Genomic DNA, 12760 nt, shown 5'->3' with positions numbered 1-12760 from the left:
TCCCCGCGCTACCGTTGATAGCGCGCAACGTTCGCATTGTGCTCAGCGAGGGTGCGGGCGAAGGCATGGGAGCCATCCGGGCGCGCGACGAAGTAGAGGTAGTCGACCTCGGCCGGCTTCGCCACTGCGCGCAGCGCTCCCAGCCCCGGGCTGCAGATCGGCCCGGGGGGCAACCCCGGCACGCGATAGGTGTTGTAGGGGGAGTCGATCGCGAGGTCCTCGACCGTCAGGTCCTTCTTCCAGTAGCCGTCGCGAGCACGCCGGACCGGGTCGAGCGCAAGCGCGAATTGAACCGTCGGGTCGGCCTGCAAGGGCATGCCGAGACGCAGCCGGTTCAGGAAGACGGCGGCAATGATCGGCTGCTCCTCCGCCTTCACCGCCTCGCGTTCGACAATCGACGCGAGCGTCAGTGCCTGATGCGGCGTGAGCCCGCGCGCCGCGACCGCAGCGCGCAGCTCCGGCGTAAACGCTTCGTCCAACTGGCGCAGCATGAGCGTGAGCGCCTCGATGGGCGTTGCATCGCGCGCGAGGCGATAGGTCTCAGGAAAGAGATAGCCTTCGAGCGACTGACCGGGCGGGCGGGCAGCCGCGAGCGTTCCCGGCGGCGGGGAGGCCGTGAGCTGGGCAAGGGCCGCTGACAGCGCTGCGCGGTCGCCGACCCCCTGCTTTTCGAGCCCTTCTACGATTTGGAGCGCCTGCCATCCCTCCGGCACCGTAAACGTGCGAAGCAGGACCTCGCCGCGAGCGAGCTTTTCGAGGATGGCGCGGCTTGTCATGTCGCGCCGCAGTTCATACTGGCCGACTTGGATCGCGACGCCAAGTCCGGTCGCGCTCGCAAGATAGCGGAAGAGCCGCTCATCCCCAATCAGCCCCTGCTCCTTCAGCCGGCGCGCGATGGTGCCAGCGTCGTCCCCCGGCTCGACGGTGAACGCGATCGGGGTCGGGTCGAGCGCTGCCGGGCGGTCGAGCAGGTCGATAACCGCGCTGCGCCCTGCCTCACTCGCAAGCAGCGGCCCCAGCGCTGCCGCTAGGCACGCGCAGAAGGAGAGCGCCGCGATCACAATGCCGCCAGCGATGACGCGCCCCATCACCCTCCTGCCTTGAGAAACTGTCGGTCGGCAAGAAAGCTCTCCAGCAGCACCGCCGCCGCCTCGGCATCGTCCGGGCCGCGCCGCCGCCCGAGACGGCGCTGCTGCGCCTCCCAGGTGGTGTAGCGCTCGTCGTGCAAACAGACGGGGAGCGCGGTTGCCGCAGCCAAGCGGCGCGCAAACCGCTCCGCTTTCGCCGTCTGCTCGGTGCGCGCTCCGTCATCGCGGATGGGAAGCCCGACAACGATGCCGACGACGCCCTCGCGTTCGGCGAGAGCGAGGAGAGCGGGGATGTCGACGCGCCGGCCGCGCGCCGGCAGGACCGCCAGCGGGGTGGCGATCAGCCCGAGCTCGTCCGATACCGCCACGCCGATGCGGCGGTCGCCAAGGTCCACTGCCAGCCAGCGGCCAATCCGTTCAGCTGCCAACGATCCTCAGCTCAAGGCGCTGGGTCAAGCGCGGCAGCCACGGCAGACCGCCCGGCCAGACCGAGATCGTCGGCGGGCGGCGAAGCTGGAGCGTGGAAGCGAGATAGCGCTCAGCTTGACCGACCGGCTGCCCCGCAATTGCCGATTTGATCTGCGCCTCGTCGATCTGGGGAATAGCGAGATACGTCACGCTTAAATTAAAGGAAACCGCATCGTCGTCTGCCCCCACCAGCCCAAGGGGCGCGACGGTAAGACTGCCCGGCAGGATCTGCTGGCCCGGCGGCACCTGCGCGCGCGCGACCCGCTGTCCAAGCTCGAGAACATCGTCCGACGTGAAAGCGATCGCGGAGACCCGCGCTCGCGCTCGGATTGTGACGGTGCTCGCTTCTTCGTCGAGCAGCCGGTCGAACGTCTCTTCGACCACCGTCACCTGCACCGTCTCGCGGTAGATCGACTCGTTGGGACGCTTCGTATCATACAGCTGGGCATAGCCTGCGGCGCGAAGCTTTTCGATCACCGTCTGGCGCAGCCGATTGCGGTCGGCAAGCGTAACGAAGGGGGTTTCGCTCTGAGCCCCGCCCGTCGCCGGCTGCTCATTGACCACGGTCGCCCGGGTGTTCAGCGCCGGGTCGGAGAAGGCGGTGATAGCGCGGGCAGCGACATTGCCAGAGACGCCGGGCTCCACCGCTGTCACTCCTACCTGCACGGGCGCCGGGGAAGCGGGCACTACGACGGCGTCATCAAGCGCAAACTGGATGTTGCCCAGTGTCCGCACCAGCGTCCCCCGCGGAAGGGTGAACTGCCCGTCCTGCGGGTTCCGATTGGTGATCGTGACCCGGGCTTTGGCGCGTTCGGTCGGGGCCGATTTTCTCCCCGTCGCCTCGGTTGTATCCGACGCCTCGGCTTCCGCCGTCACCAGCCGCGCTGACACGGTGCGCTGGTCGGCATTGACCCCGCGCGCTTGGCGCGAGGCGCGGACGGTCAGCACCTCGGTGACCGGCGTGGCGACGGGCGCGATCTCGACCGTCGCGCTCGGCACGAGAAGCGCCGACGCGGTCGAACAGGCGAGCAGGATGAGGGCGAGGAGCGCACCGCCGGCGATCAGCCCCGCCGGCGAAATCGCCGGCAACGCGAGCGACCGGGCGCCCGGAGCAAAAGAAACCGCCTCAACAGAGCGCGCAACGCGGAACCCTTCTGCCCGCGCCAAGCGCCGCACCTCGCCATCCTCAGCGACGATCGCAACCTCGCGCGCGACCTGGCGCGCATAGCGACGGAGCAGTTTCAGCCGGACGGGGTTGCGAAAGAGGCGGGCACTGCGCGGAACGACGAGCACCACGCGACGGCTCTCGGCGAGGTCAAGTTTTTCGCGCAGCGAGCCGATATCGTCGTCAGGCTCGACGGGGAGCACAGTCGGGGCGCTGCTCAGGGGTCCGGCAGACGGCTGGTCGTGGCCGAGAGCGTATGGAGAGGACGAGCCGCGGCTGCCGCCGGCTCCCTTCGTCATATCCGCTGCACCGCCTGGCGCGCCGCCCGAAGCGCTTCTTCGATCTTCGTCGGGTCTTTGCCGCCGGCTTGGGCAAGCTCGGGCCGGCCGCCGCCGCCGCCGCCGGCGAGCAGCGCCGCCTGACGGACAATCTCTCCTGCGTGATAGCCTTTCGCGACGAGGTCGGGCGTGACCGCAGCAATGAAGTAGGGCCGGTCGCCGATCTGCGCGCCGAGAACGATCACCGCGCTCTTCAAGCGCTCGCGCAGCCAATCCGTCATCTCGCGCAGCGCTTCAGGACGCGACGCTGTGACGCGTGAGGCGAGCAGGGTGACGCCGTTCACCTGCTCTGCGCGCTGAAGGAGCGCCTCGATTTCGCGACGCGCCAGTTCGCGTTCGAGCTGCTCGACCCGCCGGCGTTCGGCAGCCAGTTCAGCCTGCAGGCTCGCGACCCGCGTTTCGACCTCGGTCGGCGCCGCCTTCAGCCGCCGCGCCACGCTCTCTAACACGCCCATGCGCTCGAGGATCGCTTCTTCAGCCGCGGGCCCAGTCACCGCCTCAATCCGCCGGATGCCGGAGCCGACACTCCCCTCCGAGATGATCACGAACGGGCCGATCTCACCCGTCCGGTCGCAGTGCGTGCCGCCGCACAATTCCAAGCTCGCGCACGGCACCCCCACCTCGAGCTCTTCTTCGGGAGGACGACGAATGCAGATCGTGCGGACGGTATCGCCGTATTTTTCGCCGAAGAGCGCAATGGCGCCGGCAGCAATCGCCTCATCGTAGCGCGCGTAGGCGGGGGTAACCGGCAAATCTTCGTAAATCCGCCGCGCCACCCAGCGTTGGATCTGCCGCAGTTCCTCGTCAGAGACGGGGGCGAGGTGGGTGAAGTCGAAGCGCAGCCGGTCGGGAGCGACGAGCGAGCCTGCTTGGCGCGCGTGCGGTCCCAGCACCTCCTGCAGCGCGGCATGGAGCAGGTGGGTGGCGGTATGGTTGCGCTTGATGTTGGCGCGCCGGGGCGCGTCGACCTCCAGCCGCGCCTCTTGGCCGACGGCAAGAAAGCCCGAGTCGATGACTGCGCGATGGACAATGATCTCGGGCGCCGGCCGCTGAGTGTCCAGCACGGTCGCGACGCCCGTCGCGGTTCGGACGGTGCCGGTATCGCCGACTTGGCCGCCCCCCTCCGGATAGAAGGGCGTCTCGCGCACCAGCAATTCGACTTCCTGTCCCTCGGCCGCAGCATCGACCGGCTCGCCCTCGCGCAGCAGCGCGACGATCGGCGAAGTGTGGATGAGGCGGTCGTAGCCGACAAAGCGCAGCTCCGGCAACTCGAGGGCGTTGAAGCGTTCCACGCCGGCGCCGCGGAAACGGGCGCTCGCCTTGGACTGCTCGCGTTGGCGCGCGAGGGCGGCGTCGAAGCCGGCCCGGTCGACAGTGACGCCGTGCTCGGCCGCGACCTCTTCGGTCAGCTCGCGAGGGAAACCGTAGGTGTCGTAGAGGCGGAACGCGTCTTCGCCCGCGAGGGTGGCGCGTCCGTCCCGCCGGGCAGCGACGATCAGGGTGTCCAGCAGCTGGAGGCCGGCGGCGAGCGTCCGCCCAAACCGCTCTTCTTCGAGTTCGATTACCCGGCGAATGAAGTCGCGCCGCTTCACCAGTTCCGGATAGGCGCCGGCCATCCGGTCGACGACAGCGTCGGCAACCTCGGCGAGGAACGGCCCCTCCATGCCGAGCTTGCGCCCGAAGCGCACGGCGCGCCGCAAGATCCGGCGCAGAACATAGCCGCGCCACTCATTGCTCGGCAGGACGCCGTCGCAGATCAAAAAGGTGCAGGCGCGCGCATGATCGGCAATCACCCGGAAGGGGAAGCCGGCCTCGCCGCGGTCGTACGGGCGGCGGCAGAGCGCTTCGATGCGGGCGATGATCGGCTGAAAGAGGTCGGTCTCCCAGTTGCTTTCAACGTTCTGAACGATCGCGGCGATGCGCTCGAGGCCCATCCCCGTGTCGATCGACGGCTTCGGGAGCGGAGTGAGGCGGCCGCTGGCATCGCGGTCGTACTGCATGAAGACGAGGTTCCAGAATTCGAGCCAGCGGTCGCAGTCGCAGCGGCCGATGCCGCAGTCTGGACCGCACGCGCGCTCCGCGCCCCGGTCGATGAGGAGCTCGGACGACGGCCCTTGCGGGCCCGTCTCGGCCATTGCCCACCAGTTATCCTTCTCGCCCAAGCGGACGATGCGCGCTGGGGGCAAGCCGGCGATGCGCTGCCACAGCTCGGCCGCCTCGTCGTCCTCGCGGAAGACCGTCACCCAGAGCCGCGACGGGTCGAGCCCGAGCTCGACGGTGACAAACTCCCAGGCGAAGCGGATAGCGTCTTCCTTAAAGTAGTCGCCGAAGGAGAAGTTGCCGAGCATCTCGAAGAAGGTGTGATGGCGGGCGGTGCGGCCGACATTATCGAGGTCGTTGTGCTTGCCGCCGGCACGGACACACCGCTGGACACTCGTCGCTCGGCGGTACGGACGCTCCTCAAGGCCGAGGAACACCTCTTTGAATTGGACCATCCCGGCATTGGTAAAGAGCAGGGTCGGGTCGTTGCCGGGAATGAGGGAGGAACTTGGAACGCGGGTATGCCCGTTGCGCTCAAAGTAGCGCAAGAACGCTTCGCGGATCTCGTCGCTGGTCACTTGCTCGCACCCTCGCGGTAGCTTGCCGGACGCGCCGCGCGTTGGCGGAGCGGCCGGCGGTCGCCGGAAGGCCCTGAAGATGAACGGCCGGCGCTGCCAGAGCCGAGCGGAACGGGCCGGGGTTGACGTCAGGTCGCCTCATTCTACAATATGGTCAAGCGTGCCTTCAAAACGGAGCTGAGGACCGCGTGGACCGCCAGATCATTGCCACTTCCGCTGCCCCCGCTGCAATCGGGCCGTATTCCCAGGCCGTCGGCTGGGACCGCTTCCTCTTCCTCTCCGGCCAGATCCCGCTTGACCCGGCAACAGGACAGCTTGTCGATGGCGACATCGCCGCTCAAACGCGGCGGGTGATGGAAAACGTGCGCGCCGTGCTCGCTGCGGCCGGGCTCGATCTTCGGCACGTGGTGCGGACGACGATCTTTCTCGCCGATTTGGACGACTTCGCGACCGTTAATGCCGTCTACGGCGAGTATTTCCCTGTCGATCCGCCGGCGCGGTCAACGGTGCAGGTGGCGCGGCTTCCCCGCGACGCCCGCATTGAGATCGACGCGATCGCAGTCCGCCCGTGAGTGAGGAGCCTCCCTCTCCCTTCGCGGCGGTCGTCTTAGCGGCCGGCCGCGGAACGCGCTTCGGGTCGCCGCTCCCGAAGGTGCTCCAGCCGCTCGCCGGCCGCCCGCTGCTTGGCCATGTCCTCGCCGCCCTCGACGCCGCCGGCGCGTCCCGTACCGTTCTCGTTCTGGGCTACGGCGCCGACCACGTCCGCGCCGTCTTTCCCGAGCGCGAGTTCGTCCTCCAAGCGGACCAGCTCGGCACCGGCCACGCCCTGCTCCAAGCTCGGTCCGCTTTCACCGGCACGGAAGATCTTGTCATAATCTATGGGGATGTTCCGCTCGTCCCGCCAGACATGATTGCAACGCTGCACCGGGCGCGGCGTGAGGCGGGCGCGGCCATGGCCCTGTTGACGTGTGACCACGGCGACCCGACCGGGCTCGGCCGGGTCGTCCGGCGCGGCGGCCGGCCGGTGGCGGTCGTCGAGGAGCGGGTCGCGAGCGAGGAGGAGCGGGCGATCCGCGAGTGGAACACCGGGCTCTATGCCTTTGCCGGCGAATGGCTCTGGCCGCGGCTGGAGTCGCTGCGGCCGAGCGCGACGGGCGAACTCTTCCTCACCGACCTCGTCGCGCTCGCCGCCGCCGAAGAGACGCTGACCACCGTGACTACCCACGACGCGCTCGCCGTGGCCGGCATCAACGACCGGACCGAACTGGCGCGCAGCGAGGCCGTCCTCCGCGAGCGCATCCGGCGCCGTCTGCTCGAGCGCGGCGTGCTGCTCATCAGCCCGGAAACTACGGTGATCGACATCGATGTGGAGGTCGGCTTTGACACGGTGATCCTGCCCGGCTCGCTCCTCCTCGGGCGGACGCGGGTCGGACGCGGCTGCCGCATTGGTCCACACGCCATCCTCGAAGATGCCGTCATCGGCGACGGAGCGACGGTCCGCGCCGCCGACATTCGGCGGGCGGTCCTTCCGCCGGGAAGCGTCGTCGAGTCGTTCCAGCGGATTGCGGGAGACGCCGCGCCGTGATCCCGACGAGCCTCGGCGTAGCGGTCGTCCTTCTTGGGATCCTCGTCAACGCTTTTGCCTCGCTTGCGGAGGCGGCCATCCTCTCGTCGAACCGGCTGCGCGCTCGACGCGCCTTCGAGCAGAGCGAAGCGAAGTCGGAAGTGGTCAAGGCGCTCCTTGAGCGCCCGGGCCAAGTGCTGAGCGCCATCATCTTTGTCAATGTGCTCGCGAGCGTCGTCTCGGCGGCGGTGGGAGCGCAGCTCGCGATCGAGTGGTGGTCGGCCCTGATCGGCCCCTGGGCGCTCGTCGCCGGCATCGGAATTGTGCTGCTCCTCCTCTTGGTGATCGGCGAGATCATCCCCAAAGCGATCGCCGGGCTCTGGCCGGAGGCCATCGCGCGGCTGGTCGGCCGGCCGGTCTACGCCCTCTCGGTAGCGCTGCTGCCGATCGTCCGTGCCTTGGAATGGATCACCGGCCTGCTGCTGCGGCCCTTCGGATGGCGGCGCGGCGGGCAAGCGTCGCTCCTTGTCAGCGAGGAAGAGGTGCATCTGCTGCTCAGTGTCGGCCGCGAACAGGGCGTCATCCAAGCCGATGAGCTCGACATGATCGACAACATCTTCGAACTGGAAGATACGACGGTGCGCGAGGTGATGACGCCGCGCGTCGCGATGGTGTGCGCGCCGATTGAGAGCGACCCGCTCGACCTCGCCAAACTGATCGTGCAGAGCGGCTACAGCCGCATTCCCGTCTACACCGATACCATCGACCACATCGTCGGCGTGGTGTACGCCAAAGATCTCCTCGCGAAGCTGATCAGCGGCGAGCCGTTCACCCTGCGCGATATCGCGCGCGAGCCGTACATCATTCCGCCCGGCATGCGCGTGGACCAGCTGCTTCATGCGCTGCAGGAGCGGAAGAAGCACCTCGCCATCGTCGCGGATGAATACGGCGGCGTGGAAGGGCTGGTGACAATCGAAGACCTGATCGAGGAAATCGTCGGCGAAATCCAGGACGAATATGACGCGCCGGTCGTGGATGTGACGTGGGTGCGCGAGGGCAAAGAGGTGATCGTCTCCGGCCGCATGTCGTTGGACGACCTGAGCGACCTGATCGGCCATCGCTTCGACGAGAAGGAAGTGGACCGCGTGGGCGGCCTCGTCACCGACCGGCTCGGCGAGGCGCCAGAGGTGGGCGACACGGTCGTCATCGACGGGATCACCTTCGAAGTGAACGAGGTGTCTGGCCGCGGCATCCGCTCGGTCCGCATCACGCTGCCCGACGCTCCCCGCGAGCCGGCGCGGGACACCGCGAGCCATGGCGATTGACCGGGCAGACGAAGCGCGCCTGCTCGCGGCGGCGCGCGCTGCCCGCGCTGCTTCTTACAGCCCCTACAGCGGGTTCGCAGTCGGCGCGGCTGTGCGCGGCGCAAGCGGCCAGATCTACCGCGGCACGAACGTCGAGAATGCGTCGTTCGGCTTGACGCTCTGCGCTGAGCGGGTCGCCGTCGGCGCGGCTGTCACGGCGGGAGAGCGCGCCATTACGGCGATTGCGATCGTCGCCGCTCCCTCTGCAGTCCCCCCCTGCGGCGCCTGTCGACAAGTGCTCTGGGAGCTGTGGGCGCACGACCAGCGAGACGCGCCGAGCGTGCTGATCGCTGCCGTGGACGCGCGCGACCCCATCCGGCGGAGCGTGCGCTCACTGCTTCCTGAGGCGTTTGAGCGCGCTTCCTTCTTCGGCGATCCCCCCCGCGCCTGACCGCCGCTCCGGCCGTCGCGGTTCGGAGTGCCTCGCGGGCGGCCCTGCAGCCGCGCCGCCCGCTGCCGCCGGCGGTTGCGCCGTCGTCCGCTGCATCTCCGCTCGCGCAAACGGAACGCGCGCTGCCACACTTGACACTCGCGCCCGGACTGTTCGCGAGACGCGCCACGGCACGATCGGCAAGTTCCGGCCCGGGGCTGGCCGGAATCGCGTCGGGGCGAGGATGGCAGAGCTGGCGCAGCGCGTCGCTGCGCTCTAGCGCTCGCGCGCTGGCTGAGCAGGGCAGCGCCCTGAGCGAGCGGCCTTTGCCGCACAGGGTGGGACGATCGCGCCTCCGCCGTTGTCCCGTGCACAGCAGAGATCCAAATCTGTGCAAGCCTTATAAATTGGGCAATTTCTTTGCAATTTGTGCACATCATCGCAGCAGTGCACAGCATTACGCGGCGCTGAGCGGCGCTTCCCCTGCCGACCTTGCCCGGCATTGGGCGGCGCTGCAGCGCGAGAGCCGGCCTGCGGCGCGAGCACGGCACCATCCCCAAGCTCGCGCCCTCTCCAACGCCGGGTCTCCGCGCCGCGCACTTCCTCGCACTCTCGGCAATCTCGCCCTCCCCGCCATCTCCCCACGGCCGCTGACACCTGCGCGCCGACAGCTAAGGCGAGTCCAGTCCGTCCAGAATATTTCGGACTAAGAGAGACAGCAATCGCAGTCCAATGTGGCTAGTTTCTTGTAGTCCCAAAAAGTCTCAATAGGGTTCCATTCTTCCCTGAGACCGTGGTACACTGCGGTGGACTGGAGATGCAGGAGATGAAGGAGGTTGGCTGATGGCGACCGAAGCGGTTCGGCGGACCCCGCCCTACGGCCCGGCGAAAGGGATGCTGGAAGGGCTGCGCCTGCTCCAGCGCACCTCGCCGAGCATCGTCGACCAAGAGCTGCTGCGCTCGCACGGGATTGCGCGCGGCAACGAATACAAGGTCGTCGGCGCGCTGCGCTACCTCGGCCTGATCGATGAGGAGGGGCGCCCGACGGAACGGGCGCGCCTGCTGAAAGCGCGGGGCGCGGTCCAGCTGCTCAACCTGCAGCAGATCGTCCGCGATGCGTATCCGACCCTCTTCCGCAAGCTGGACCTCCGCGCCGCAACCCGCGACGACATCTACAACCACTTCCTCGCCGACCTCGGCCTCCAGCCCGAGATGGCGGCGAAGGCGACGCGCTTCTTCCTCGAATTAGCGCGGGCAGCGGGGTTCCAAGTCGGCATCGAGCGCGCTGACAGCCACGATGAGCGGACGGCCGAGCTCCGACGGACGGCCGAACCGGGCAGCGCCAGCCGGCGGACCCGAACGGCGCAGCCGCGCGCGGTGGCCGCCGAGGGAACGCGAAGCGACCCTCCGGCGCTCAGCCTCGTCCTGCCCGCCGAGGCGCTGTCGATGAGCGAAGAAGAACTGGCCGGCTTCTTCGGCCGCCTGATCCGGGCGTGGCGGACGGCCACCGCGTAGTCCCTGCCGCAGTTCTCCCCCCTCCGGCCGCCACGCTCCGCCGCCGGACATTCACTGCGCTCTTTGCTCACTGCGCGATCGCGCATTCTTGTCATAAAACTTTCGGAAAGCACGTCGCCGTGAAGATAGATCTCTGCTTGACGTAAATATAGTGAACAGTTGCCGGGCGGCAGAAAGTTGTCATAAAAATTGTGCGCGCCTCGCCCTGACACGACTGCGCCATTTCTTTTCATAATATTGGCGGACGATCGCGGTCTCGGGTGCCGCCGCGGCGGGAGCGGCCAGCGGCACCGCTAGCCACTTGGGAGGAGGCCGTCGGCGGCTGGGCGTGCCCGGACTACGCGCCGAGACTGCGCCGCGCCGCTTCCGCGAGGAGGGAGATGGGATGAGCGACCTGCACCCGCGCGCGGCGGGCACGCAGTCCGGCGCCGATCTGGATCAGGCAGCCCGGATTGCCGACTGCAACGGTGTCGGCCCCGGTGTGGAGGATGGCGTCGACTTTCTGCTCGCCGAGCGCGCGGGCGAGGGTCGGATGGGTTAGGTTGTAGATTCCGGCGCTGCCGCAGCAGCGGTCGCTGGCGGGCAGCTCAACGAGGCGAAGCCCCGGGATCCGGCTGAGGAGCTGACGCGGCTGACGGCGGATCCCTTGCCCATGGAGGAGATGGCAGGCATCTTGATATGTGACCGTCCGCTCGAGACGGCCGAGCGGCGCCGTCAGCCCGACCGCGTCCAGCAGTTCGGTCACGTCGCGAACGCGAGCGGCAAAGGCAGCCGCCCGAGACGCATAGGCCGGGTCAGCGGCGAGGAGTTCGCCATACTCTTTGAGCATCGCGCCGCAGCCGGCAGCGTTGACGACGATCGGGTCGTCGCCGGCCAACGCCTCGATGTTTCGGCGCGCCAGCGCTTGTGCGAGCCGCCGCTCGCCCGCGTGCGCCATCAGGGCGCCGCAGCATGTCTGCCCCGCCGGGATCACGACGTCCATGCCGTTGCGCTGGAGCACCTCTTCCGTCTCCCGCATTACGTCGCCAAACAGGATCGGCATGATGCAGCCCTGAAAGAGGATCACGCGCCCGCGCCGCGGCCCCAGCGCGGCGCGCCGGCCAGCAGGCGGACGGGAGGGACGCGACGGAAGCGGAGGCACGAGCGCGGCGGCCATGCCCACCCACCCCGGCAAGCGGGCGGCGGCCTGCAGGAGGCCAAGCCGCTGCATCGCCCAGAGGACTACGCCGACTGCCTGCAGGCGCCGCGGCGCAGGGAGGAGCTGGCGCAGGGCGAACCGCTGGAGACGGCCGCGCCAGCCCGGGGTCGGGCGGCGGTCAGCGATGACCGCCCGCGTTGCTTCGAGCATGCGGCCGAAGGGCACCTCGGACGGACACACCGTCTCGCACGCTCGACACCCGAGACACTGGTCCAGGTGGCGCACCACGCCCGGGGTTAAGGCCAGCCGGCCCTCGGCGAGCCCGCGCATGAGGTGGATCCGTCCCCGCGGCGAATCGGTCTCTAGGCCGAGCAGGTGATACGTCGGACAGGCGCTGAGACACAGTCCGCAGCGCACGCATTTGACAAGGTCGGCCGCCGTCGGGCCATCGGGATGGGCAGGCAGCGGCGGTTGGGCAGCGCGGGTCACCGGCAAAGTGTAGGCGATCGGCGCGACGTTGACGGTATCGGGACGGGCTGACTATAGTTCTGCGGTTCCGCGCGCATCCCAGCGCGCCCGACACGCTTACTGTCCGGGGACGGTCTCAATGGCGGAAACGGTGTGGTGGCACGCACTCGTGCGCGATATCCCGGACTTCCCTCAGCCTGGCATTGTCTTCAAGGACATCACGCCGATCCTCGCTGACCCCGCCGCCTTCCGCGAGGCTATCCGGGCGATGACCGAGCCGTGGCAGCAGCGGGGTATCGACCGGGTGGTCGGCGTCGAATCCCGCGGCTTCATCTTCGGCGCGCCGATCGCCCTCGCGTTGAACGCGGGGTTCGTTCCGGTCCGCAAGGTAGGCAAGCTCCCCCACGAGACGATCGCGCAGGAATATACCCTCGAGTACGGCACGGCGACGCTCGAGATCCATAAAGATGCGATCCGGCGCGGCGAGCGCGTCTTGATCATCGACGACCTGCTCGCCACCGGCGGCACCATCAACGCGACGGCCCAGCTCGTTGAACTGCTCGGCGGCCATGTCGTCGGCATCGGCTTTCTCGTTGAGCTCGATTTCCTGAACGGCCGCCAGCGCCTGAAAGGCCGTGAAGTGGTCAGCATCATCCATTTCTAG

Annotated in this window: 11 protein-coding genes; 6 read left to right on the top strand and 5 right to left on the bottom strand. The window is 68.4% G+C overall.

Features of this window, described 5'->3' with window-relative positions; translation table 11 throughout:
• Positions 1-8 precede the first annotated feature (8 nt).
• The 4 genes from mltG to alaS are packed head-to-tail and all read right to left on the bottom strand — an operon-like array spanning position 9 to position 5677.
• On the bottom strand, positions 9-1088 hold the full coding sequence (mltG, locus tag NZ773_07960) for an endolytic transglycosylase MltG (protein MCS6801860.1): 1080 nt from the start codon (positions 1086-1088) through the stop codon (positions 9-11).
• Positions 1088-1516, bottom strand: coding sequence for a Holliday junction resolvase RuvX (gene ruvX, locus NZ773_07955; protein MCS6801859.1), 429 nt, complete (start codon positions 1514-1516; stop codon positions 1088-1090). Before ruvX ends, mltG begins: the two co-directional genes overlap by 1 nt.
• Complete coding sequence (locus NZ773_07950; GenBank protein MCS6801858.1) at positions 1506-3020, bottom strand: baseplate J/gp47 family protein; 1515 nt, start codon at positions 3018-3020, stop codon at positions 1506-1508. The genes ruvX and NZ773_07950 overlap by 11 nt, the downstream gene beginning before the upstream one ends.
• Entirely contained in the window at positions 3017-5677 is a 2661-nt protein-coding gene (gene alaS / locus NZ773_07945; GenBank protein ID MCS6801857.1) for an alanine--tRNA ligase, read from the bottom strand. Before alaS ends, NZ773_07950 begins: the two co-directional genes overlap by 4 nt.
• Positions 5678-5865: 188 nt before the next feature.
• Between alaS and NZ773_07940 the strand changes: the two genes are divergently transcribed.
• The 5 genes from NZ773_07940 (at position 5866) to NZ773_07920 (ending at position 10490) form a co-directional block, all read left to right on the top strand.
• On the top strand, positions 5866-6249 hold the full coding sequence (locus tag NZ773_07940; protein MCS6801856.1) for a RidA family protein: 384 nt from the start codon (positions 5866-5868) through the stop codon (positions 6247-6249).
• A complete protein-coding gene (locus NZ773_07935) occupies positions 6246-7262 on the top strand; it encodes an NTP transferase domain-containing protein (GenBank protein ID MCS6801855.1) in 1017 nt (338 codons plus the stop codon). The genes NZ773_07940 and NZ773_07935 overlap by 4 nt, the downstream gene beginning before the upstream one ends.
• Positions 7259-8566 carry a hemolysin family protein gene (locus NZ773_07930; protein ID MCS6801854.1) on the top strand — a complete coding sequence of 436 codons (1308 nt, stop codon included), beginning with the start codon at positions 7259-7261 and terminating at the stop codon, positions 8564-8566. Before NZ773_07935 ends, NZ773_07930 begins: the two co-directional genes overlap by 4 nt.
• Entirely contained in the window at positions 8556-8996 is a 441-nt protein-coding gene (locus NZ773_07925) for a cytidine deaminase (GenBank protein MCS6801853.1), read from the top strand. The genes NZ773_07930 and NZ773_07925 overlap by 11 nt, the downstream gene beginning before the upstream one ends.
• 822 nt (positions 8997-9818) lie before the next feature.
• Positions 9819-10490 carry a DUF5343 domain-containing protein gene (locus NZ773_07920; protein ID MCS6801852.1) on the top strand — a complete coding sequence of 224 codons (672 nt, stop codon included), beginning with the start codon at positions 9819-9821 and terminating at the stop codon, positions 10488-10490.
• Positions 10491-10827: 337 nt separating this feature from the next.
• On the opposite strand, the gene NZ773_07915 is transcribed toward NZ773_07920, so the two are convergent.
• Complete coding sequence (locus tag NZ773_07915) at positions 10828-12117, bottom strand: (Fe-S)-binding protein (protein MCS6801851.1); 1290 nt, start codon at positions 12115-12117, stop codon at positions 10828-10830.
• A gap of 118 nt (positions 12118-12235) precedes the next feature.
• On the opposite strand from NZ773_07915, the gene NZ773_07910 reads away from it, so the two are divergent.
• Positions 12236-12760 carry an adenine phosphoribosyltransferase gene (locus tag NZ773_07910; protein ID MCS6801850.1) on the top strand — a complete coding sequence of 175 codons (525 nt, stop codon included), beginning with the start codon at positions 12236-12238 and terminating at the stop codon, positions 12758-12760.

It is taken from the genome of Dehalococcoidia bacterium, assembly GCA_025054935.1.
Lineage (GTDB): Bacteria > Chloroflexota > Dehalococcoidia > SpSt-223 > SpSt-223 > JANWZD01.
This window is presented reverse-complemented; position numbering and strand designations above follow the sequence as displayed.